Here is a 22,783-nt window from a genome sequence, read left to right as displayed (position 1 = left end):
GTTTATTGATAGTCACGAGTTATCTGATGTCACAATCTTATCTGGTATTTCCGCAAATTGACCCGGTGATTTTTAGCCTGGGGCCGCTGAGCATTCGCTGGTACGGCCTGATGTATCTGATTGCTTTTGTGATGGCGAATCTGCTCGCCAACCGCGCAGCCGATAAACCCAATTCCGGCTGGACCCGCGAGCAGGTTAGTGACCTGATGTTTTTTGGCTTTTTAGGCGTGGTATTAGGCGGCCGCATTGGTTACGTGCTGTTTTACAACTTCTCCGGTTTTATCGCTGACCCGTTATATCTGTTCCGTACCTGGGAGGGCGGCATGTCGTTCCATGGCGGCGTGCTGGGAGTATTGACGGCGATGTGGTGGTTCAGCCGCAAGTTCAACAAGAGTTATCTGCAGTTGGGCGACTTTGTGGTTGTCCTGTTGCCGTTAGGTTTAGGTGCTGGCCGTATCGGCAATTTTATTAATGGTGAACTGTGGGGCCGGACATCGGATGTGCCTTGGGCTATGTTGTTTCCCGGTGCAGGGCCTTTACCGCGCCATCCCAGCCAGTTATACGAATTCTTTTTTGAAGGCATAGTGCTGTTTTTCCTGCTGCTATGGTACAAAAAACGCAATCCGCCAGCGGGTAATGTCGGTGGTTTGTTCCTGTTGGGTTATGGTGTATTCCGCTTTGGCATAGAGTTTTTCCGCGAACCGGATGCGCATCTGGGTATTCTGAGCCTCGGGATGTCGATGGGCCAGTGGCTTTGTATGCCGATGATACTGACCGGTCTTGGTTTAATTGTCTGGGGCTACCGCCGGGAAGGAGTAAAAGCATGAAGCAATATCTCGACCTGATGCGCCACGTGCTGGAAACCGGTCATCGTAAAAGCGATCGCACAGGCACCGGCACTGTCAGCGTGTTTGGCTACCAGATGCGTTTTAACTTAGCCGAAGGCTTCCCCTTGGTCACGACCAAGAAATGTCACCTCAAATCGATCATTCACGAATTACTGTGGTTTTTAAAGGGTGAGACCAATATCGCTTACTTAAAAGCCAACGGCGTGTCGATTTGGGATGGCTGGGCGACGGATGATGGCGAATTAGGGCCTGTCTATGGTGCGCAATGGCGCAGCTGGCAAGGCGCGGATGGTCAGGTGATAGACCAAATCAGCCAGCTCATCAACGACATTAAACGCACTCCGGATTCTCGCCGGCTGATTGTCAGCGCCTGGAACCCTGCAGTACTGCCAGATACGCGTTTTTCACCGAGCGAAAACGCCGCGCAAGGCAAGCAGGCATTGCCGCCTTGTCATACACTGTTCCAGTTTTACGTCAACGACGGCAAATTATCATGCCAGCTGTATCAGCGCAGTGCCGACATTTTTCTCGGTGTGCCGTTTAATATCGCCAGCTATGCCTTATTAACGCTGATGGTGGCGCAGGTTTGTGATTTGGCGCCCGGTGATTTTATTCACACCTTTGGTGATGCGCATCTGTATCTGAATCACCTGGAGCAGGTGGAGTTGCAGCTGAGCCGCACGCCGTATCCGCTGCCACAGATGAAACTCAATCCTGCTGTGAAAGACATTTTTGCTTTCCGCTTTGAGGATTTTGAACTGCAGAATTATCAGGCGCATCCGCATATTAAAGCGCCGGTGGCGATTTAGTTGCTGCTTTTCAAAATAGAAAAAAGCCGGTGTTTCACCGGCTTTTTTTCTGTCTGCGGTTGCGACCAAAAAGTTTTTAAATAAATTCAATTTTCGCTTTAAACCAATCCATTACAGCAAGCGACTACACTGACAACAACAATTTAAGATGGAAATTGCATCCCGATGCAGCAACAGGTGGAAACCTGGGTTAATCAGGCAAAAAAAGGTGATCAACAAGCTTTTTATCAGTTGTATCATCAATTTAAAGGGCGAGTTTATGCAATTTGCCTGCGGCTGCTGGCCGACCGCAGCCAGGCTGAAGATGCCACACAGGAAGCTTTTGTCCGCGCCTGGCAACAACTACCGGGGTTTCGCGGTGACAGCAGCTTTTCGACCTGGTTACATAGCATCAGTAGCCGCACAGCGGTTGATATCTGGCGTAAAAACAAAGTGATGCGTTTAGTGGTTGATGAAGAGCCGGAAGAGCAGGGGTATTTCGACGCGCCGGAGATGCCGCAACTTGAACAGGCAATTTTGCGTTTGCCCGCGCAGGCCCGAGCGGTTTTTGTGCTGTTTGCACTGGAAGGCTATCAACATAACGAAATCGCCGATTTGCTGGGAATTGCCGAAGGCAGCAGCAAAGCGCAGTATCATAGGGCCAGACAATTATTACGGAGTTGGGTTGATGAAAACTGAGCAGCAATTAGATGCGATGATTTCGCAGTTAGCACCCGCTTTAGAGCCGCAACGTGACTTGTGGCCTGACATCTCAGCAAGGCTGGAGCCGCGTCAGCGGCGTGGTTATGGCGCCTGGCTTGGCGTTGCCGCAGCAGCGGTACTGACGTTGTGGTTCTGGCCACAGCAGCTGGTGCAGGTACCACAGCTTGCTCAGAACGGGCCTGTGGCCGTTAGCAATGAGCCGCAAGTGCAGCAGGCAGAAGCACAAGTACCGATGGCTAACGCCGATGTTTCTTTGCTGGCGGTCAGCGAGCAACTGAGTCGTCAGCTGAATGAAGAACAGACCCGACAGCTCAAAGCATTACAAAAAATCCCGGATGGATTCAGCGATTGGTCGCAACAAATCGCTATCTGGAATAAAGCACAAGCACAAATTGAGCTGGCACTCGCGTTTCAGCCGGACAACCAAAAACTTATTCAACAATTACAAAGACTTCAGCAACAACAACTTAGCTACATTGCCAAACTGGTTGAAACCAGCGAACTGACTTAGGAGTAAGACCATGACCAAACCATTTAAACTGACAGTCCTGATGCTGGCATTGCTGCAGGCGCCGGCCTGGGCCGCTGGTGAAGCTATTGATCAAAGCCGGAACGTGTCGGCGTCTGAGAAAATCGAAATCGAAAACATGCGCGGTGAAGTACGGATTGTCGCTGTAAAAGCGAATACATTCAGTGTCAAAGGCACACTGGACGAAAAAGCCGAAGGCTATGAGCTGACTTCAGAAAACGGTGTCACCCGCTTTGCGGTGAAAATGCCACGGAGTCTCTACAATGGCTGGAATTCGGATAAACAAGAAGGCTCAGATCTGACCATCGAAGTACCTGTTGGCAGCGAGCTGAAATTCAGTGGCGTGAATGCCAACGTCTCCGCCAGCGGCATTGAGGGCGGTGCGCGGCTGACCACAGTCAACGGCAAAGTCGATGCTGAAAAGCTCAAAGGCGATATTGCACTGGAAACCGTTAATGGTGAAATTAGCAGCCGGGATAATTCTGGCCGGATCCAAATCACCACTGTGAATGGCCAAATCAATGACAAAGGTTCAGCCGGTTCGCTGGAGCTGGAGTCCGTCAACGGCGAAATCAGCAGCGAGAGTCGTGCAACGGAAGTCGAACTGGAGGTGGTCAACGGTGAAGGGCGGCTGGATTTAACCGGTACCGAACGTTTGGAATTCAGTAGTGTCAACGGCGAGATCCGGGCAGCAATCAAAAACAGCAAAAAGCCGCGGATTTCGGCCAGTAGTGTCAGCGGTGCCAGTCGTGTCACGCTGGATGCGGATGTCAGCGCCCGTTTTGATTTAGAAGCCAGCGCCGGTGGTGATATCGACAACGGCCTGACGGCAGACAAAGCGACCCGCGCTAAATACGGACCACGCCGCCACCTGGAATTCCGTACCGGCAGTGGCGATGGCAATGTCGAGATTTCGACCGTATCCGGTGAAATTGAGCTGAAAAAACACTGATTAAAGTTCGAAGCTGCGTACAGTGGTGACAAGCCACTCACTGCCCGCCTGATAAAACAAGACCCACTGCATAGTGGGTCTTTTGTTTTCAATAAGTCTGCTCTGTGCCGGTCAGAACCGGTAGTTCAGCTGTGCGCCCAGCAACCAGGCGTCATTGCGATAGTGTGCGCTGAGGCCTGATTTATACAAAGCAACTTCCTGCACATTGTATTCGCGTTCGCGAATATTCAATGCATCCATCCACATCCAGCCCGCTGCAAGGTCCAGACTCCAGCGTGCACTTAGCTGCTGGTTCATGCCTAAAGTCCACCAAACACGGTCGTTGGTTGGCACCCGCGCTGTGCGGTGCGATTGTTCAATCGGGTTTTCATCATAAGCGAGGCCGGTTTTGAACATCCGGTCTTTTTGCTGCTGCCAGCTCAGCCCCACAGCCACGGAAACGCTGTCGCGCCAATGTTCCGGAATAAAGCCGATATAACCGGTGCTGTTGAGATTTTGTGGCTGTTGTGTCGACAGGGAAATACTTGGCGTATCGGCGGTGCTGATGATGTCGATAGAGCGGAAATCACTCCACATGGTCCAGCTCAGGCTGGCTTGCCAGGACCAGGTTGTATTGAGCTGATGATCCAGACTCAGTGCGAGGCTCGCCGGCGTGGTCAACGCTAACTGACTGGCTTCAATTGCAAGTGGATTTGTCGCAAGCTTGCCAGTTTGTTTGCTAATCGCCGGCAGCGTTGGGCTCACCACAATAAAATTGCTGTTGCCGGCCACTTGCGCCCCGGTGATCGGGGTGTTGGTGATTTCTGAATCACCCTGCAAGTTAAACTTTACTGCACTGTGATACGCCACAGCGACACGCAGTGCTGGCGTCAACTGACCGTGCAAGCCCAGGCTATAGCCAACAGCTAAATCATCGCCGGTGACAGAATAGTGGCTTTGACACAGCAGCGGATTATAGACATCGGCTTTGTACAGCTGATTGATGCCGGTACCCAGTTCACACAGGCCGCTATGGTCTTTAAATTTGGAGAGTGTGCCCTCAGCGTGGTTTAAATTGATCCCGATACCTGCAGACCACTGCTCTGTCAGTTTGTAAGCGGCGACGGCCGTGACGGCTAACACTTCTATCGCGGTTTCGTCGGCAAAATAACGGCCGGCCCAATCGTCCTGATAGTCCGAAGACAAACCAAATGGCACATAAAAACCAGTGCCGACACTGAACTTGTCATTAAGCTCCGTGCTGTAAAACACAAAAGGCACGGCTTCGTTCAAACTATTTTTGCCATCTGCACGACCAATAACGGGTGAGCCGTTGGCACTTTGTGCGCTGACCTGGTTGTACCGGGTCTCAGCGTGGATCAGATTCAAACCGCCCGCCAGTTGTGAGCCGTCTAGTCGAGTAATAGCGGCAGGGTTGGAATGCACTAAAGTCGCGTCGGTGATTTGGGCACCACGGCCGGCGTAGGCGTTACCCATGGCGCTGACGGATTGTTCAAACAGTTTATAACCTTCAGCGTGCGCAAGCTGACTGTAACAAACTGCAGAGATGATTAAAGCGAGGCTGGTTTTTTTCATCAGGACTTCAAACTCTGTATTTGGATTATTGTTCTGGACAGACCAGTTTTAAGGCGCCGCAGTATAAGGGGATTGATGCAAGAGGCATAGCGAAAGGTGTCGCAAAAAAATGTGATTAGTCGCAAAGCTGATTTGACTTAAATAGCTAATTAATAGCGAAATTTACTAAAGTACCGAAACATCTTGTTGCAACTGAGTACTGGATTGTATCTATATCATAATGATTTTAAAGCATAAAATTTGTGTTATTGCATATGGCACGACAGCTGCACTCTTTTAGCACAACCAGTCAGCACCACAGTTTTAAAAATTGACCACCAGGCAAGGAATTTAACATGAACAATATCTCTCAACTTTCCAAAGCAATGTCGCTGGTATTATTGACCTCGACCTTGTTGCTCAGCGGCTGCGAATCTGCCAATAGCAGCCCGGATACCGAGAAAAAGGACGTTGTGGTCAGCATTCCGGTAGAAGCGGCCAAAGTCAGCCGCGGCGAAATCAGCAGCACCTACCGCACCACCTCCACCCTTGAAGCCAAAGCTGATGCTGAAGTGAACAGCAAAGCCACCGGCATCGTGCAAACCCTGTTAGTTGAAGAAGGCGACCACGTGCAGGCTGGTCAAGTTCTGGCAACTCTTGATACTGAACGTCAGCAACTGGCACTAGCTAAAGGCAAAGCTGATTTGGGTCAGCTGAAAAGCGAATTAGAGCGCGTTGAGAAAATGCACCAGCGCAAACTGGTCAGCACAGACGTATATGACAAACTGAAATGGCAGGTCGAATCGCTGGACGCATCAGTGCGGATGCAGGAATTAGCGCTGCGTGATACCAAAATTGTTGCGCCAATCAGTGGTGTGATTGCCCGCCGTTATGCCAAAGTCGGCCAGTTAATCACTGAGTTCTCCTCTAAATCCTTGTTCCATGTTGTGTCTCAACAGTACTTAGAGGCGGTGATTAACCTGCCAGAGCATCAGTTAAGCCGAGCCAAAGTAGGCCAGACTGCATATCTGAATTTTGCTGGTATGCCACAGTTACAAGCCAAAATCATCCGGATCTCACCGGTGGTCGATGCAACCACAGGCACAGCGCGCGTCACTATCGGCGTGCAGAATGACGATTTAACTTTAAAAGCCGGTATGTTCGCCCAAATCGAACTGCAATATGACACTAAACCCGATGCCTTATTAGTACCAAAACGCGCCGTACTGGCGATGGATAACAGCAGTTCAGTGTTTGTGGTCAAGGATGGTAAAGTCGCACGTAAAACCGTGAAAACCGGTTACGAAAATGACGCCATGGTAGAAATCACCGAAGGTATCAGTGCCGGTGACGAAGTGGTCACCGCCGGTCAGGCCAGCCTGAAAGATGCCAGCGCTGTGACCGTGATTTCCAGCAACAGCTAATCCAGACCGCACGGGAAGCGCTATGCTTCCCGTCTTCCCATAAGAAATTACAACAGGAACGCGTTTATGAAACTGGTCAACGTTGCCGTGGCCCGTCCGGTCACTATTTGGATGTTTACTCTGGGGATCATGTTGTTTGGTCTGGTCGCGATGTCGCGTCTGGCGGTCAATCTGTTACCAGACTTGTCTTATCCAACTTTAACCATTCGAACTGAATACGCAGGTGCAGCGCCTGCTGAAGTCGAGCAGCTGGTCAGTAAACCGATTGAAGAAACTGTCGGAATCGTCAAAGGCATCCGTAAGGTGGAATCCGTATCCCGCGCCGGTCGCTCCGACGTGATTATGGAATTCGACTGGGGCACAGACATGGACCTTGCAGGTCTCGAAGTGCGGGAAAAGCTTGATGTATTGTTGCTGCCACTTGATGTCAAAAAGCCATTACTGCTGCGCTTTAACCCGAATTTAGATCCGATAGTCCGGCTGGCGTTAACCCGCAACGATGCACCTGAAGGCTTAACCAGCGCGCAACAGGTGGCGCTGCGGACTTTTGCTGAAGAAGATTTACGCCGACGTCTGGAATCGCTGAGTGGCGTTGCTGCAGTGCGGCCAGATGGCGGTCTGACCCAGGAAATTCAGGTGCTGATCGACAATGAAAAGCTGGCACAGCTGAAACTGGATATCAAAACCGTCAATGCACGCCTCACAGAACAAAATATCAACCAATCGGGTGGGCGGCTGGAAACTGCTGCGCATGATTATTTAGTCAGGACTATAAATCAGTTCGCCACGCTGGATGAAATGCGTAACCTGTATATCGCTACTGTAAACGGCAGCCACGTCCGCCTGTCCGACATCGCCGAAGTGCGCGACGCCTTTGTTGACCGCAACAGTATTACCTACGTCAATGGCAAAGAAGCCATTGAAATTGCTATCTATAAAGAGGGCGATGCGAATACTGTGCAGGTGGCAAAGACGCTGATAAGCCGGCTTGATGACCTGAAAAAGAACCTGCCGAACGGTTATGAACTGACGCTTGTGTATGACCAGTCCACTTTTATCAGTGACGCGATTAATGAAGTGAAATCTTCGGCCTGGCAAGGTGGTCTGCTGGCGATGCTGGTGATTTATCTGTTCCTGCGTAACGTTTGGACCACGCTGGTTATCTCTATTTCTATTCCTCTGTCAGTTATTGCTACTTTTAACCTGATGCACAGCCAGAATATCAGCCTGAACATCATGAGCCTGGGTGGTATTGCACTGGCCATTGGTATGCTGGTGGATAATGCCATTGTGGTGCTGGAAAATATTTCCCGTTATCGCGAGCAGGGCATGTCACCGCTGGAAGCGGCGAAAAAAGGCGCCAGCGAAGTGTCGATGGCGATCACTGCTTCCACTTTAACCACAGTCGCAGTGTTTTTCCCGCTGGTGTTTGTCGAAGGTGTGGCCGGTCAGCTGTTTAAAGATCAGGCGTTGACCGTCACATACGCTTTGTTGGCTTCGTTGTTAGTGGCCTTAACGCTGATCCCGGCCATGGCGGCGCGTGAGCGGGTGGGCAGTGCCGCTGCTGCTGATGTGACTGCGGCAGAACCGGTGACTGTGCAGAAAAACTGGAAATATTGGCTGACTCTGCCAGTGCGTTTCGTGTATCGCGCTGTCGCGATGCTACTGTCCGCTGTCATCACGCTGTGGACCTTAATCTGGCGTTTAATTTGCAAAATCTGCAGCCTGGTGTTTAGCCCATTAGTGGCACTGGTACAGCGTTTTATTGGCTTACTGGAACGTAGTTATCGCCGTAGCCTGACCGCGTTATTAAAGGCGCGGGCCCTGACGATGGGCGTGACTTTGCTGCTGACTTTGGCCTGTTACGCGCTAATTCCACGGCTTGGCTTTGACGTGATCCCAACCATGAGCCAGGGCGAGTTTTATGTCGAGCTGCATTTACCGGTGGGTACGGCGATTGAACATACCGACAAAGCATTGAAGCAACTGGCCGGCGCTGCTGCTCAGCAAGCACAGGTTGAGCGGACTTATGCTCAGGCTGGCACCGGTCAGCAAATGACGGTTGACCCGAGCATCGGCGGTAGCCACTGGGGCCGGCTTAATGTCGTGTTAAAAGCCGGTTCGACTGCAGCGGACGAGCAGCAAGTGATGCAGGCGATGCGCGATGCCGTGGCAGGTATGCCGGAAGTCACCGCCAAAATCGATACCCCTGAGTTATTCAGCTTCTCAACGCCGCTTGAAATTGAACTGGCCGGTCATGACTTAGGCAACCTCAAAGCGGCATCCGAGCAAGTGGTGCGCGCGCTGGAAGCGCAAAGCCGCTTTACCGACATCAAATCCAGCCTGCGCAGCGGCCAGCCGGAAATTACCTTACATTTTGACCATGCACGGTTGTCGCAACTGGGCATGACGGCTTCTGATGTGGCCAAACGTGTCGCAAACTACGTCGGTGGTGAAGTGGCTGGCCAATATAGTATTCAGGACCGAAAAGTCGACATCCGCGTGCGTCTGGCTGAGCAATATCGTAACTCAGAGCAGGAACTGGCCCAGATCATTATCAATCCGGGCAGTGCATCTCCGCTGCCATTATCAGCAGTTGCCAAAATCAGCCGGGAAATTGGCCCGAGTGAAATTACCCGTATCGGTCAGCAACGCGTCGCGGTCATTAGTGCAAACCTGGCTTTTGGTGATTTAGAGCAGGCGACGCAGAATGCCCGGCAGGTACTGCAAAGTGTGCAAATGCCGTATGGCGTCAGTAGCAGTCTGGTCGGACAGAGTGAAGAAATGGAACGCTCATACAACTCATTGATGATTGCCTTAGCGCTTGCGGTATTCCTGGTTTATCTGGTGATGGCATCGCAGTTTGAAAACCTGCTGCAGCCACTGCTGATTCTGTTCACAGTGCCACTGGCCGGTGCGGGTGCCGTGCTTGGTCTGTGGCTGACTGATACCCGTATTTCGGTGATTGTGTTCATCGGGCTGATTATGCTGGCCGGTATTGTGGTGAATAACGCCATCGTGCTGATTGACCGGATTAACCAGCTGCGCGAAGAAGGCTGGGCATTGTCAGATGCAGTGATTGAATCGGGTGGGACCCGCTTACGTCCGGTTTTGATGACCACTTTAACCACAGTGCTGGGCTTATTGCCGATGGTGTTTGGCGGCGACGGTGCTGAGCTGCGTGCGCCGATGGCCATTACGGTGATCTTCGGTCTGTCGCTGTCGACATTGCTGACGCTGTTTTTCATCCCGGTGATTTATCACCTGACCGCCCGTAAAGCGGCTTGAGGAGGCAAGGCTGATGGAACATAAACCTTTAGCACTGACCCGGTTTGCCTTAAGCCGCCCAGTCACCCTTTGCATGATGTTTTTATCTTTTCTGGTGTTTGGTTTGCTCGCCAGCCGGATGTTGCCGCTGGAGAATTTCCCGGGCATTGATATCCCGGAGATTTATATCAATGTGCCGTACCCAAATGCCACGCCGGCTGAGATAGAACGGCTGATCACCAGACCGGTGGAAGAAGCCCTGTCGACGGTCACCGGCATCAAAAAAATGCGCTCGTTTTCCAAAGAAGATTCCGCTGAAATTGGCCTGGAATTTAACTGGGAGGAGAACATCAATACCAAAAGTATTGAAGTGCGTGAGCGGCTTGATGGCATCCGGCATTTACTACCCAAGGACGTCGAACGCGTGTTGGTATTTCAGTTTAATACCAATGATATGCCTATTTTCCAGGTGCGCATCTCCAGCGAACGAGATTTATCGATGGCGTACGATTTACTGGAACGCCAGGTAAAACGCCCGTTGGAGCGGGTGCAGGGCGTGTCAAAAGTCGAACTGTATGGCGTCGATAAACGTCAGGTTACTATCCGGCTGTTGCCAGAGCGGCTGCGCGCGTTGCAATTGGATGCTGGTGTGTTGTTACAAACACTGAGTCAGCAGAACTTTGCTATGACCGCCGGTGAGATCAGAAGCAAAGACGAAAGTATTCTGGTTAAACCTATCGGCGAGTTTGAATCATTGGACCAAATCAAGCAACTGGCGATCGGCCGCGGTCTGCAGCTGGGCGATGTGGCGGAAATCAAACTGGAACTGCCAAAACGCGTGGAAGGGCGCAGGTTAGACCAACGCTATGCCGTTGGTATGAATGTATACAAAGAATCCAACGCCAATCTGGTGGACGTGTCGCGTGCCGCGATGAAAGTGATAGATCAGGCAGGGAAAGACCCTGCCTTTAACGGCATCAATATTTATGTGATGGATGATACGGCCAAAGGCGTGACCGAAAGTCTATCGAACCTGCTGAGCTCTGGTGCGATCGGTGCTTTGCTGTCATTTGCTGTGCTGTTTGTGTTTTTACGCCATACGCCAACCACATTACTGGTGGTTTTGTCGGTACCGGTGTCGATTAGTATCACACTTGGTATGATGTATTTCCTTGATTACAGCCTGAACGTGCTGAGTATGATGGGGCTGATGCTGGCAGTCGGCATGCTGGTCGACAACTCGGTTGTGGTGGTCGAGAGTATTTTCCGCGAGCGCGCTCTGGATGGCGATGTGCGCCGCGCCACAGAGCGCGGGGTTTATCGGGTCAGTCTGGCGGTGATCGCCGGCACTGCCACAACGGCGATTGTGTTTTTACCCAATATCATCGGGCAAAAAGTTGATGTGACGGTATTCCTCGAGCACGTCGCAATCGCCATCACTATTGCGCTGGCGGTGTCATTGCTGATGGCACTGACCTTGATACCATTGCTGTCGACCCGGATTAAAAGCATCACAGGTGCGGAGCATGCCGCGCCATCGAAGCTGGATAAATTTTATGGTCGTACTTTGCGCTGGACCATGGCTCATCCGCGCTGGTCAACTTTTATCGCCTTTATGCTGCTGTTTAGTATCGCGATACCGATGCAGTTTATCTCCGGCGGTGATGATAACGAAGGCGATACTAACCGTCTGTTTCTGAATTACAACATTCAGTCGAATTACGCCTTAGCCGAAGTGGAGCAGGAAGTGAGCCGGATGGAGTCTTATCTGTATGCCAATAAAGAGAAATTCTACATTGATTCGGTGTACAGCTATTACACGCCAGGTTTTGCTGTCTCGACCATTATGTTTGTCGACAAACTGCCGGTGCCGCTGCAGCAGGTGAAAGATGCTATCCGCAAAGACTGGCCGGTGTTAGTGCGTGGCAAACCACAGTTTGGCTGGGGCGACTCTGGTGGTGGTATGCAATTGCATTTGCTGGGCCCTTCGACCGAACAACTGACGCAATTGTCGCAGGATTTAGTACCGGTGCTCAGTCAAATCAAAGGGCTTGAAGATGTGCGCTCAGAGGTGCAGGGCGGGCAAAAAGAACTGCAGATCCGGTTAAAACATGACGAATTGCAGCGTCAGGGTTTAAGTGCACAAAACGTGGCGCAGGCTATTAGTCTGGCACTGCGGGGCAACAACCTGCGCACCTTCCGCACGCTGGATCAGGGCGAAGTGCAGCTGCGTGTGCTATACGACGAAAAAGTCGGCCATTCGCAGCAGGAGCTGGAGTCTATTCCGGTAAAACAACAAGGTACTGAAGTGGTACGACTGGCGCAGGTGGCAACGCTCACCGTCAGTGACCGGCTTGGTGAGATCCGCCGTTTCAACCGCCAGACCGGTCTTGCTATCGGTATGAATCTGAACAAAGAGCTGAAAATGGATGATGCCAAAGATCAGATCAAAAAAGTCATGGAACAACTGCAACTGCCGCCTGGTTACAGCTGGTCATTCGAAGGTAGTTTCCAGTATCAGGATGAAGCGCAAAACATCATGCAAATTAATATGTTGTTGGCCGTTGCGATGATCTATCTGGTGATGGCGGCGCTGTTTGAAAGCCTGTTGTTACCGACCGCAGTGATTGGCTCTTTGCTGTTCTCGATGGTCGGCGTGTTCTGGGCCTTTTTAGTCACCGGCACGACCATGGGTATTATGGGCATGATTGGCATGCTGGTGCTGATGGGGATTGTGGTGAATAACGGCATCGTCTTGGTCGACCGGATTAATCAGATGCGTGAGGAAACGCCGGACGCTGAATTAGTGCCACTGATTGTCACCGCCTGTGAAGCGCGCTTGCGGCCAATTCTGATGACAGTATCGACGACGGTGTTAGGTCTGATCCCACTGGCCTTTGGCGATGCCACTATTGGCGGCGGCGGACCGAGCTATGCGCCGATGGCGATAGCCATTATCGGTGGCCTGGTATTCTCGACTTTAACCAGTTTATTGCTGGTGCCACTGACCTACTGGGGCCTGATCCGCTTGGGTAATAACTGGAGCCGGTTCACCGGTAAAGCGCGACAACGGGCCGATCGTTGGTTAACAAAGCCGGTGAAGTCGGCCAGTTAAATCAATCGCTGTGCTGAGGTTGCAAAAAGGCCGGAGCAAAAATGACTTGCTGCCGGCCTTTCGCATGCTTACAATGCCCGCTTCCTGACTTGGGGGAGTAATCGCCATAAGCGCCATGCTTATGGGCTGTCGTCAACATACTTGTGCCAACGCACATGGCGGCAGCGGAACTTGCAACTGCAATGTTCTGATGAGACCTGAGACAGCGTCGTGGCCCAATGCGGGAGCCACAGCGTTGTCTTTGGCCAATCCCGCTGAGTATTTCCATGGACGCTTTTATCTCTTCTTTCACCGGCGTGGCTATTGCTGAGATCGGTGACAAAACCCAATTACTCTCTTTGTTTTTGGCTGCACGCTTTCGCCAACGTGGCGCAATTGTTGCCGGCATTTTAGTCGCAACGCTGCTCAATCATGCCGCCTCTGCCTGGTTTGGCGCCTGGGTGGCGCAGTTTATCCCGGCGGGTTGGCAGGCTTGGTTATTGGGTGGTTCTTTTATTGCTGTGGCGCTGTGGTTACTGATCCCGGACAAAGACGACAGTGAAGAAAATGGCATGCTGAAATACGGCGCTTTTGCCGCCAGTACTGTGTTGTTTTTCCTCGCTGAAATTGGCGATAAGACGCAAATTGCCACTGTGATTCTGGCTGCCACTTACGATGCAACCACTTTAGTGATTGTCGGTACGACGCTAGGCATGTTGGCGGCCAATGTGCCGGTAGTGTATTTCGGCAAATACATTTTGGAAGTAGTACCGCTGGACTGGGCACGCCGCGTCGCCTGCGGCGTGTTTATGCTGTTAGGGCTGTTGACCATAGCCAGAGGCCTTGGCTGGTTTTAAAAGCGCAGGCTGAGTTCCACCCCGGCAAACCACTGTCCATCTTCTGGCTGGCCATGGACCCAAGGGTCCAGCGCCGCCAGATATTCCTGCTCATAGCTACGCAAATAGCGGTAGCGGCCGAAGGCACGCAGTGACAGATTATTCAGTTCAATGCCGGCACCGACGCCGGCAAACCAGTCGATGGGCCCCATTTTTTCATAGTGCCCACCCCAGCGGTCGTAATAATCATGCTCTTCTTCATCGAAAATCAGCTCATCCAGTGCCACACCGACTTCGCCATATAAACTGATTTTGTCAAAAACGCCAAAACGTACTGAGGTATCGAGGTTCAGAAACTCTATCTCGGGTTGATACATACCATATTGCGGATATTTATCGCTGTAATAAGACGCGAGGCCCACCGCCAGCTGAAAATGCGCATCGGACTGAAACACCGCGCCGAGTGTGGTGATCTGGCCTTTGTCGTTGGCTTCATAGCTCAGGTACGGCGATACCCAACCGACATCTGGTTCATCAAGATAAACAACAGTTTGCGCATGCAAAGCCGCTGGCAAAGCCAATAGAGAACAAGTGGATAACAGCGCAATGAAGCGGAACTGACGCATAATGGATTCCTGAACAAAGACTGGGGACAGTTGCAATCTAAGTGGCTGAAAATTAACAGCTGCTTAACCCTGGGTTTATGATATCTGTTTGTAAGAAAATCTGATAAATCGGACCCAGTGAATTTCATCCTCGCGCAGTCAGGTACCGCAACGGAAAGCCCGCCAGACAAGTCGCATTCAGACAAATACTTGAGTATAATGCTCAACCTTTTTTTGCCGTAGATGAGACATTGCTATGACCAGCACCACAGTTCCATCCCGAAAATCTGCGCCGGTCGAGCGTATGTCCGCAGAACGCGGTTTGTTTTCTTACCCCAAATATCGCGGCGATAATTTTAAACCAGCGCCATTTTTACCGATGAGCAAAGCCGAAATGGCCAAGCTTGGCTGGGATTGCTGCGACATTATTTTGGTGGTGGGTGATGCTTATGTAGACCACCCGAGCTTTGGCATGGCGGTGGTGGGGCGGATGCTGGAAAGCCAGGGGTTTCGGGTGGGTATCATTGCGCAGCCGGACTGGAACAGCAAAGACGATTTTATGCGGCTGGGTAAACCTAAGCTGTTTTTCGGTGTGTCGGCCGGCAACATGGATTCGATGATTAACCGCTACACCGCCGACAAAAAACTGCGACACGACGACGCTTACACCCCGGGCAACGAAGGTGGCAAGCGCCCAGACCGCGCGGTGATTGTCTATTCACAGCGCTGCAAAGAAGCCTTTAAAGATGTGCCGGTCATTATCGGCGGTATTGAAGCCAGTCTGCGCCGTATCGCGCATTATGATTACTGGCAGGAAAAAGTCCGCCGCTCCATTATTTTTGATGCCAAAGCCGAATTATTAATTTACGGCAATGCCGAGCGTCCACTGGTGGAAGTAGCGCATCGCTTGGCTGCCGGTGAGCCTATCAGTACCTTACAAGATATCCGCGGCACTGCGGTGATCCGCAAAGAGCCATTACCAGAATGGCGCGGTGTGGATTCTACCGCTATCGATAAAGTCGGCAAAATTGACCCTATTCCCAATCCATATGGCGCGGACGACGTCGGTTGCAGCAGTTATTCAGAATTCGCTCAGGCTGGTATCGATTTATCCAAACCGGCAGAAGTCGAAGCCAAGCCTGTTCTGGTACAGCCACCGCGGCAAAAACCCTGGGAAAAAACCTATGTGAAGTTGCCGGCTTTTGAGCAGGTCAGTGTGAATAAACCACTGTATGCCCACGCTTCGCGTATTTTGCACCAGGAAACCAATCCGGGTTGTGCCCGCGCTATTATGCAGCGCCACGGCGACCGCTCAGTCTGGCTCAATCCGCCGGCGTTTCCATTAACGACCGAAGAAATGGACGGTGTGTTTGGTCTGCCGTATCAGCGTGTACCGCATCCGGTCTATGGTAAAGCCAAAATTCCGGCCTATGACATGATCAAAACCTCGGTCAATATCATGCGCGGCTGTTTCGGCGGCTGTTCGTTCTGCTCTATTACCGAACATGAAGGCCGTATCATCCAAAGCCGCTCGAAAGAATCGATTTTGCGTGAAATCGAAGAAATTCGCGACAAAGTGCCAGGCTTTACCGGCGTGATCTCCGATTTGGGTGGCCCGACCGCGAACATGTACCGGCTGCGCTGTAAAAATCCAAAAGCCGAACAAACCTGTCGCCGGCCGTCTTGTGTTTATCCGACCATTTGTGAGCACATGGACACAGACCAAAGCCCAACCGTCGATTTATACCGCTCGGCGCGTAAAGTGCCCGGCGTGAAAAAAGTACTGGTTGCTTCCGGTGTGCGTTATGACCTGGCAGTCGAAGATCCGAATTATGTGCGTGAACTGGTGCAGCACCACGTTGGTGGTTATTTAAAGATTGCGCCAGAGCATACTGAAGAAGGCCCATTGTCGAAGATGATGAAGCCGGGCATGGGTGCTTATGACAAATTCAAGGCGATGTTTGACAAATACAGCCGCGAAGCCGGTAAAGAACAGTACCTGATCCCGTATTTTATTTCGGCGCATCCGGGCACTACAGATCTCGACATGGTCAATCTGGCGCTGTGGCTGAAAGAGCGCGATTTCCGCTTAGATCAAGTGCAAAACTTCTACCCAAGCCCGATGGCCAACGCCACAACGATTTATCATACCGAACTGAATTCACTGAAGAATCTAAAAGGTAACACTGAAAAAGTCGCTGTCGCCAAAGGTGAGCGCCAGCGCCGGCTGCACAAAGCGTTGCTGCGTTACCATGATCCGGCTGGCTGGCCGATGATCCGTGAAGCGTTGCTGAAGATGGGCCTTGGTAAACTCATCGGCAAAGGCAAAGGTTGTCTGGTGCCTGAAGAGACTCGCGATGAGAAAAACCTCAAACCCAAAGCCGGCGGCAAAATTGCGGTGACCAAACACACCGGCATGAATCCGGTGAAAGAAGCGCTGATCCGTAAGCAGCAACAGACGTCTAAGTCTTCAGGGCAGGCGTCTTATAAAAAAGGCAAAGGCTAATTATTCCTTGCAGGATGCAGCATGATGGCTAAATTGATCAGAACCGCCCGGCTGCAGCTGCGGCCTTTTACTGCCACTGACGCCCCGGCCATGTTCCGGCTTGGCAACGACCCGCTGGTGATGCGGTATATTGGCTCGCCGCCGATGCAAACCGAGGACGAAGCGCTGGCTTATTTGCAAAGTCATCCGCTTCACGATTACCAACGCACCGGTTTTGGCCGGCTGGCTATAGTGTGGCCCGCAACTGGCGAAATTATTGGTTTTTGCGGCCTGAAATGGGTCGACGAAATCGATGGTTTTGATTTGGGCTATCGTTTGTTACAGCCGTACTGGGGGCAAGGACTTGCTGTGGAAGCATCACTTGCGGTGCTGGCTGATGCGAAGCAACGGCCGGTGCAATGTCCACAAGGCAGGGCTCAACAGCAGATCTATGGTTTAGTCCATCCGCAGAACCAAGGCTCCATCCGCGTGCTGGAAAAACTTGGGTTTATGTATCAGCGCGATATTTTATTTAGCTTATTACCGGAGCAGGCCGTGCAGCAGTTCGGCCTGCTGCTGGATTCTGTTACCATACCTTCAGCTTTTTCAACGAATTCAGGTACATAGATGCGTTGGTCGCTAGAACTAATTCCTTTGCATTACCGGGCGCTTGCCGCCGGAATCTGCGCTTATCTGTTATGGCCTTTTGCCCATGCGCCGCAGTGGCAGTGGCAGGCGCTGTGGCAGTCTGAAGCTGAAACGGCCGCTGCTCTGGCGCCGCTAATGTCGTTTTATACCAAATATGGCGAGCCGGCGTTACCGGCGTTAAATGCCCAGCTGGAGCTGAATAAATTACGTGATTTGGAACTCTCGCTCATCGCCGCTAACGCTGATTTTGCCGATCAGGTTCGGGACGATACCTGGGCCGAAGCTACCGAGTTTATGATTGCGCATGTGGCCCAAAATGTTGGCGCTAATGAGCTGCGCATCTACGACAGCGAATGTCGTAACAACTTATGCCGGATTGAACTGGCGGCGCCAAAAGGCCTCAATCCGGAATTTCGTGCGCTGGTGCTGAAATATGCGGCGACATTAAAAGCCGGCGATCTGGAATTCCATGATCTGAAAGAAGGCAAAGACCGCATCATGCTGGAACTGAAATCAGATAAACGCCTGCAATATGGTTATTTCGAAGAGCGGGCACTCAAACCCGCCGCCCGTGAACAATGGTTAGCAGAGGTAAAAGCATGGCTTGGCACCCAACAACACAACAAAAAGTAGCAGCTGGCTATTTTGTCGCAGGTTTTTGCGCCATCGCTTTGTTGGACGGCGTACTGACGCTGCTGCTGCCAAAACCAGCCGTGCTGGCTCCGCAGCCCGCTTTAAGTAAAGCCATGACGCGTCAGGATGTAACACTCGAGCAATGGAGCAATGCGGCTGAGCGGCTGGAAGAAAAACGTAAACTGGCGAGGTTATAGGGCCGGGTTAGCCAATCCGTAAACTATGCATGGCGAGATTGCCCAGTGTAAAATCCTGATTAAACCACTGCAGAGGCTCGGTTTTATCCGCAGTGCCGAGCAGATAAAACAGTGGCAGCAGGTGGTCCGGATGCGGAACTGCCAACGCGGCTGACTCGCCCCAACTGCGATAATTGGTCAGCTGCTGCCAGTCTCTACTCTCGATACAACTCTGTACCTTCCGTAGAAACTGCACCGCCCAGTCCGGCACCGGGCCGTCGCGCCAATCTAATAACCGCAAGTTATGCACTATGTTGCCGGAAGCCATAATTAGCACACCTTCTTCACGCAAAACCGCCAGTTTTCTGCCCAGCGCTAAATGCCAGGCCGCATCTTTACAACTGTCGATAGAGAGCTGCACCACAGGCACATCGGCTGCCGGAAAAGCATGACAAAGCACCGACCAGGTGCCGTGGTCAAAACCCCACTGACTGTCTGCCGCCGCGCCGTCATCGGCCAATAACTCCAGCAGTAGTGCAGCCAAGGCTGCTGAGCCCGGCGCCGGGTATTGCTGCTGATATAACTCAGGCGGAAAACCGCCAAAATCATGAATAGTGCGGGGATGTGGCTCGGTCAGTACTCTCAGCCCAGGTTTGTCCCAGTGTGCAGAAATCATCAGAATCGCTTTAGGCTGCAGGGCTGCTACCTGTTGACGCCACGCTGTAGTCCAGCGGTTAGACTCCAACGCATTCATCGGGCTGCCATGGCCAATAAAGAACATCGGCATTGGGGTGGTTACAGACATCAAGCGCTCCGTTTAAGCAAGAATTCGCAGCATAAATCGGTTACTGTCGATAAAAAAGTGCAATAAAAGCACTGAAAGCTTGCAGAAAATAGAAAGAAAAATGCCGGCGATTGCCGGCATTTTGCGATGACTTAAAGGCTTTTCTTAATGTTTTTCGAAGTAAAACGGTAGACGTTGTTGTTGCTGACCGTTCAGTTCATGCATTGATTCGGCATCAAACAAGCGGCCATTGACCATGGTGTATTGCACCCGGTCGCTCTGGCGGATGTCCGCCAGCGGGTTGCCGTCGATGACAATCAGGTCGGCCAGTTTGCCGGCTTCAACCGAGCCCAGCTGATGGTCCATACCAAAGGTTTTCGCCGGGTTGATGGTGGCCGTTTTCAGCGCCTGCAGCGGGCTCATGCCGCCTTGAGCAAACATCCAGATCTCCCAGTGTGCGCCTAAACTTTCGCGTTGGCCGTGAGCACCGATATTGGTGATCACACCTTCGTCGCTGAGTTCTTTGGCCATTTTCGCGATGCTGAAATGGTTGTAGTGCGAATCTGGTGCGGTCGGCCGGCGCATACTGCGTGGCCGTAATTCGTCCATCGGCACATATTTGGACAAGCGTGGGTGTTTCCACACTTCGGTTTTGTCGTACCAGTAGTTTTCGCCCCAGATGCCGCCATAAGCCACCACCAGTGTTGGCGTGTAGGCGGTTTTAGTGGCGCGCCACAGCTGTTTGACATCGTCATAGAGTTTGGCGGCCGGCAGCGAATGCTCCAGCGTGGTGTGGCCGTCGACCGCCATGCTGAGGTTGTGCTGCAGCAGCGAGCCGCCTTCCGGTACCACCATCATGTCGAGCTCACGCGCCGCTTCAATCACCTGCTGGCGTTGATTACGCCGCGGCTGGTTATAGCTTTTCACCGAGAAAGCGCCGACTTTCTTTAAGCGTTCCAGATGGAATTTGGCATCGTCCAGGCTATCGACATGCGAGGTATAACCCGCACCATAAGCGCCGTACAAAATAGTGCCGGTGGAGAAAATCCGCGGGCCGACAATCTGCCCGGTTTTTTGCATTTCGCTGGCAGTGAAGATTTCCTGCGTGTCATTAGAAGGGTCGTGAATACTGGTAACACCAAGCGCCAGTGACGCATAGTTAGCATAGTTTTGCTGCGGGATAATTTGATTCACGCCCTGACTGCCGTGCGCGTGTGCATCAAACAGGCCCGGCATCAGGGTTTTGCCTTTGATGTCGATGACTTTGGCACCGGCTGGCACTTTCACCTCGCCGACCGTGCCAACGGCTTTGATCTTATTACCTTCTACCAGCACCACGCCGTCCTGAATCACTTTGTCGCCTTGCATAGTGATGACCTGACCGCCAACAAAAGCCACCAGGCCTTCCGCCTGATAGGCCGGGCTGCTGAAACTGATATTCTGGCCATTGGCGACTTTAAATTTATCCGCCGCTTTGTCGCTGCCGACGTCAAACACGCTGCTTAAATTGGCGTGATAAAGCTCAGGGCCTAAGTTCCAGTACAGCTGTTTGCTGTTACCGCTCCAGCTGATGTTCTCACCGGCGCGCACAGACAGCTGCCGCACCGGAAACTGGGTGTCGCTGCCGCTGATATCAATTGAAGCGCCGCGCTCGGCAAATGGCGTGACATACACTTTAAAGCGATCGGCAAAAGCCACGTATTTTCCATCGGGCGACACTTTAAACTCTGTGCCGTATTTGGCGCTGTATAAAGTGCGTTGGGTTTCAGTGGCAAGATCTATCGTCAGTAACGTCGGCGACTGGCCATAATCCATGGCAAAAATGCGGTCGTTACGGTCAGCATAATGCGGCGCAAAACCGTTGCGGCTGACCAGTTTCAGCTCGCCGCCGGCGGCCGGCACTGTGTAAATGCCGGTATTCAGCGACCAGCGTTTGTCGAGCAGACTGCCGGCGCCGCCTTTGCGGAATACCAGCGTTTTACCATCCGGGCTAAATGAAGGCTCCAGGTATTTGCCCGGCGCACTCACTACGGTGCTGACTTGATTAGTCTCTAAATCAATGACTTTAATCTGACCCTGCTGTTGGTCGTGCCAGCTGACATACACCAGTTTTTTGCCATCGCGGGAAAACGACGGATATAGCTCAAAATGTTCGTTTTGTGCGGTCAGGCGCTGCGGTTTACCGCCTTTGGCGGCGACTTTGTACAAATGCCCGAGCGCCGAATACAGCACAGTGTTGCCATCCGGCGAGGCCTGGACAAACCGCAGCATTTTGACGTCGATGTTGTTGTGGTCGAGGTTCTGTTTAACCCGCACTGCCTGTTGGATTTTCTTTTCCACATCGACTTTAAACGGGATAGCCGCCACTTGTTTGCTGGCGACATCCAGTTTTTGGATTTTGCCGCCGGCCCAGAACACAATGGCTTTATTGTCCGGCGTCCAGCTCATTTGCGGATAAACGCCATGAATGGCCCAGGTTTCCTGCATGTCACGGTCGAGTTTGCCGTATAGCTCAGTAGTTTCACCGGACTCTAAGTTATACAGCATTAATGTGGTCTGGAAATCAACCCGGCGGATATAGGCGAGAAACTTACCGTCCGGCGAAGGAGTAGGGCGAATAGCGCCACCGGCGCCTTCTAACAACACCTCGATTTTGCCGGTTTCGCGCTCAAAGCGTTTGATGACATAAATGCCTTGTTCGGAATCTTTGCTGTAGTGGAAGGTTTTACCCGGCGTGTCGTCCTGCGAGAAATAGACATATTTGCCGTCCGGAGAAAATGCTGGTTCGCCTAAGTCTTTCTCATCGTTGGCTTTTTCTGTCAGCATCACGCCATTGCCGCCGGATTTATGGTACATCCAGACTTCACCGGCGCCCAATGAGCGCGTGTTGGTAAAATGTTTGCGCGCGACGATAAACTCACCGTCCGGGCTCCACGCTGGGCTGTTCAGCAGACGGAAGGTTTCTTCAGTCACCGCATGAGCGTTACTGCCGTCGGCGTTCATCAGCCAGATATTGTCGCCACCGCCTTCATCCGAGGTGTAAGTGATAAATTTGCCATCCGGGCTGAAGCTTGGCTGCATTTGCCAGCCGATGTCAGAGGTCAGGCGTTTGGCAGTGCCGCCGCTGACCGGCATCGTATAAATATCTCCGAGCACATCAAACACCAGGGTTTTGCCGTCGGGACTGACATCCACATTCATCCAGGTGCCGCTGTCGGTATTAATTTGCACCGTTTCGAATTTACCTTGCGGGGCGTTGACGTCCCATGCGGCTTTTTTATCAGCGGCCTGTGCCGGAATTAATGCTGCGCTGACACAAAGTGCCAGTAGAGCGGGTTGCCATTTGTTCATCGACCAATTGTTCATAAGAGTCCCTGGGTTTGCTGTCTGCTGTGGCAGATCTGTGGAGGTAAAGTACCAAACTGCCACAGCCCGCT

At 52.0% G+C, this 22,783-nt stretch carries 17 protein-coding genes and 1 riboswitch; of the genes, 13 read left to right on the top strand and 4 right to left on the bottom strand.

What is annotated here, in order from left to right; translation table 11 throughout:
• The first annotated feature begins 26 nt into the window (after positions 1-26).
• From lgt to Q399_RS0103720, 5 genes are all read left to right on the top strand, one after another.
• Positions 27-827 carry a prolipoprotein diacylglyceryl transferase gene (gene lgt / locus Q399_RS0103740; protein WP_031565671.1) on the top strand — a complete coding sequence of 267 codons (801 nt, stop codon included), beginning with the start codon at positions 27-29 and terminating at the stop codon, positions 825-827.
• Positions 824-1,657, top strand: coding sequence for a thymidylate synthase (locus Q399_RS0103735; protein WP_031565667.1), 834 nt, complete (start codon positions 824-826; stop codon positions 1,655-1,657). Before lgt ends, Q399_RS0103735 begins: the two co-directional genes overlap by 4 nt.
• Before the next feature lie 165 nt (positions 1,658-1,822).
• The gene (locus tag Q399_RS0103730) at positions 1,823-2,335 is read left to right on the top strand and encodes an RNA polymerase sigma factor (protein ID WP_031565665.1); all 513 of its coding nucleotides are present in this window, start codon (positions 1,823-1,825) and stop codon (positions 2,333-2,335) included.
• Entirely contained in the window at positions 2,325-2,870 is a 546-nt protein-coding gene (locus Q399_RS0103725) for a hypothetical protein (protein ID WP_031565663.1), read from the top strand. Before Q399_RS0103730 ends, Q399_RS0103725 begins: the two co-directional genes overlap by 11 nt.
• Before the next feature lie 10 nt (positions 2,871-2,880).
• Complete coding sequence (locus Q399_RS0103720) at positions 2,881-3,840, top strand: DUF4097 family beta strand repeat-containing protein (RefSeq protein ID WP_031565661.1); 960 nt, start codon at positions 2,881-2,883, stop codon at positions 3,838-3,840.
• Positions 3,841-3,951: 111 nt separating this feature from the next.
• Here the strand turns inward: Q399_RS0103720 and Q399_RS0103715 are convergent, their stop codons facing one another.
• Positions 3,952-5,415: an OmpP1/FadL family transporter gene (locus tag Q399_RS0103715; RefSeq protein ID WP_245612819.1), complete on the bottom strand. Its 1,464-nt coding sequence runs from the start codon at positions 5,413-5,415 to the stop codon at positions 3,952-3,954.
• Positions 5,416-5,750: 335 nt separating this feature from the next.
• On the opposite strand from Q399_RS0103715, the gene Q399_RS0103710 reads away from it, so the two are divergent.
• The 4 genes from Q399_RS0103710 to Q399_RS0103695 all read left to right on the top strand — a co-directional run bounded on the left by Q399_RS0103710 (position 5,751) and on the right by Q399_RS0103695 (position 14,036).
• Positions 5,751-6,818, top strand: a complete 1,068-nt coding sequence (locus Q399_RS0103710) for an efflux RND transporter periplasmic adaptor subunit (RefSeq protein WP_031565657.1) — start codon at positions 5,751-5,753, stop codon at positions 6,816-6,818.
• 66 nt (positions 6,819-6,884) lie between these two features.
• A complete protein-coding gene (locus Q399_RS0103705) occupies positions 6,885-10,106 on the top strand; it encodes an efflux RND transporter permease subunit (RefSeq protein ID WP_031565655.1) in 3,222 nt (1,073 codons plus the stop codon).
• Positions 10,107-10,119: 13 nt separating this feature from the next.
• Positions 10,120-13,200, top strand: coding sequence for an efflux RND transporter permease subunit (locus tag Q399_RS0103700; protein ID WP_031565653.1), 3,081 nt, complete (start codon positions 10,120-10,122; stop codon positions 13,198-13,200).
• Between the two features lie 80 nt (positions 13,201-13,280).
• Positions 13,281-13,463, top strand: a riboswitch (yybP-ykoY riboswitch).
• A gap of 3 nt (positions 13,464-13,466) precedes the next feature.
• Positions 13,467-14,036: a TMEM165/GDT1 family protein gene (locus Q399_RS0103695; RefSeq protein ID WP_031565651.1), complete on the top strand. Its 570-nt coding sequence runs from the start codon at positions 13,467-13,469 to the stop codon at positions 14,034-14,036.
• Here Q399_RS0103695 and Q399_RS0103690 read toward each other — a convergent pair.
• Positions 14,033-14,641, bottom strand: a complete 609-nt coding sequence (locus Q399_RS0103690; RefSeq protein WP_031565649.1) for a hypothetical protein — start codon at positions 14,639-14,641, stop codon at positions 14,033-14,035. The two genes, Q399_RS0103695 and Q399_RS0103690, sit on opposite strands and share 4 nt — an antisense overlap.
• A gap of 283 nt (positions 14,642-14,924) precedes the next feature.
• Between Q399_RS0103690 and Q399_RS0103685 the strand changes: the two genes are divergently transcribed.
• Genes Q399_RS0103685 through Q399_RS0103670 form a run of 4 tightly spaced genes read left to right on the top strand, consistent with a single transcriptional unit; the run spans position 14,925 to position 18,583 of the window.
• Positions 14,925-17,126, top strand: a complete 2,202-nt coding sequence (locus Q399_RS0103685) for a YgiQ family radical SAM protein (protein ID WP_051685710.1) — start codon at positions 14,925-14,927, stop codon at positions 17,124-17,126.
• 21 nt (positions 17,127-17,147) lie between these two features.
• On the top strand, positions 17,148-17,732 hold the full coding sequence (locus tag Q399_RS0103680; RefSeq protein WP_051685709.1) for a GNAT family N-acetyltransferase: 585 nt from the start codon (positions 17,148-17,150) through the stop codon (positions 17,730-17,732).
• A complete protein-coding gene (locus tag Q399_RS0103675; RefSeq protein ID WP_031565643.1) occupies positions 17,733-18,386 on the top strand; it encodes a hypothetical protein in 654 nt (217 codons plus the stop codon).
• Entirely contained in the window at positions 18,353-18,583 is a 231-nt protein-coding gene (locus Q399_RS0103670) for a hypothetical protein (protein WP_031565641.1), read from the top strand. Before Q399_RS0103675 ends, Q399_RS0103670 begins: the two co-directional genes overlap by 34 nt.
• 7 nt (positions 18,584-18,590) lie before the next feature.
• Here the strand turns inward: Q399_RS0103670 and ygiD are convergent, their stop codons facing one another.
• Both ygiD and Q399_RS0103660 read right to left on the bottom strand, forming a co-directional pair.
• Positions 18,591-19,367, bottom strand: coding sequence for a 4,5-DOPA-extradiol-dioxygenase (ygiD, locus tag Q399_RS0103665; protein ID WP_051685708.1), 777 nt, complete (start codon positions 19,365-19,367; stop codon positions 18,591-18,593).
• Positions 19,368-19,511: 144 nt separating this feature from the next.
• A complete protein-coding gene (locus tag Q399_RS0103660; RefSeq protein WP_245612818.1) occupies positions 19,512-22,712 on the bottom strand; it encodes an amidohydrolase family protein in 3,201 nt (1,066 codons plus the stop codon).
• Between the last annotated feature and the right edge of the window lie 71 nt (positions 22,713-22,783).

The organism is Rheinheimera texasensis DSM 17496, from assembly GCF_000711985.1.
Taxonomy (GTDB): Bacteria; Pseudomonadota; Gammaproteobacteria; order Enterobacterales; family Alteromonadaceae; genus Pararheinheimera; species Pararheinheimera texasensis.
This window is presented reverse-complemented; position numbering and strand designations above follow the sequence as displayed.

Bases quoted from the DNA above. Each gene is read 5' to 3' on its own strand.
- lgt (WP_031565671.1), top strand. From the start codon at position 27: ATGTCACAATCTTATCTGGTATTTCCGCAAATTGACCCGGTGATTTTT.
- Q399_RS0103735 (WP_031565667.1), top strand. From the start codon at position 824: ATGAAGCAATATCTCGACCTGATGCGCCACGTGCTGGAAACCGGTCAT.
- Q399_RS0103730 (WP_031565665.1), top strand. From the start codon at position 1,823: ATGCAGCAACAGGTGGAAACCTGGGTTAATCAGGCAAAAAAAGGTGAT.
- Q399_RS0103725 (WP_031565663.1), top strand. From the start codon at position 2,325: ATGAAAACTGAGCAGCAATTAGATGCGATGATTTCGCAGTTAGCACCC.
- Q399_RS0103720 (WP_031565661.1), top strand. From the start codon at position 2,881: ATGACCAAACCATTTAAACTGACAGTCCTGATGCTGGCATTGCTGCAG.
- Q399_RS0103715 (WP_245612819.1), bottom strand. From the start codon at position 5,415: ATGAAAAAAACCAGCCTCGCTTTAATCATCTCTGCAGTTTGTTACAGT.
- Q399_RS0103710 (WP_031565657.1), top strand. From the start codon at position 5,751: ATGAACAATATCTCTCAACTTTCCAAAGCAATGTCGCTGGTATTATTG.
- Q399_RS0103705 (WP_031565655.1), top strand. From the start codon at position 6,885: ATGAAACTGGTCAACGTTGCCGTGGCCCGTCCGGTCACTATTTGGATG.
- Q399_RS0103700 (WP_031565653.1), top strand. From the start codon at position 10,120: ATGGAACATAAACCTTTAGCACTGACCCGGTTTGCCTTAAGCCGCCCA.
- Q399_RS0103695 (WP_031565651.1), top strand. From the start codon at position 13,467: ATGGACGCTTTTATCTCTTCTTTCACCGGCGTGGCTATTGCTGAGATC.
- Q399_RS0103690 (WP_031565649.1), bottom strand. From the start codon at position 14,641: ATGCGTCAGTTCCGCTTCATTGCGCTGTTATCCACTTGTTCTCTATTG.
- Q399_RS0103685 (WP_051685710.1), top strand. From the start codon at position 14,925: ATGTCCGCAGAACGCGGTTTGTTTTCTTACCCCAAATATCGCGGCGAT.
- Q399_RS0103680 (WP_051685709.1), top strand. From the start codon at position 17,148: ATGATGGCTAAATTGATCAGAACCGCCCGGCTGCAGCTGCGGCCTTTT.
- Q399_RS0103675 (WP_031565643.1), top strand. From the start codon at position 17,733: ATGCGTTGGTCGCTAGAACTAATTCCTTTGCATTACCGGGCGCTTGCC.
- Q399_RS0103670 (WP_031565641.1), top strand. From the start codon at position 18,353: ATGGCTTGGCACCCAACAACACAACAAAAAGTAGCAGCTGGCTATTTT.
- ygiD (WP_051685708.1), bottom strand. From the start codon at position 19,367: ATGTCTGTAACCACCCCAATGCCGATGTTCTTTATTGGCCATGGCAGC.
- Q399_RS0103660 (WP_245612818.1), bottom strand. From the start codon at position 22,712: ATGAACAATTGGTCGATGAACAAATGGCAACCCGCTCTACTGGCACTT.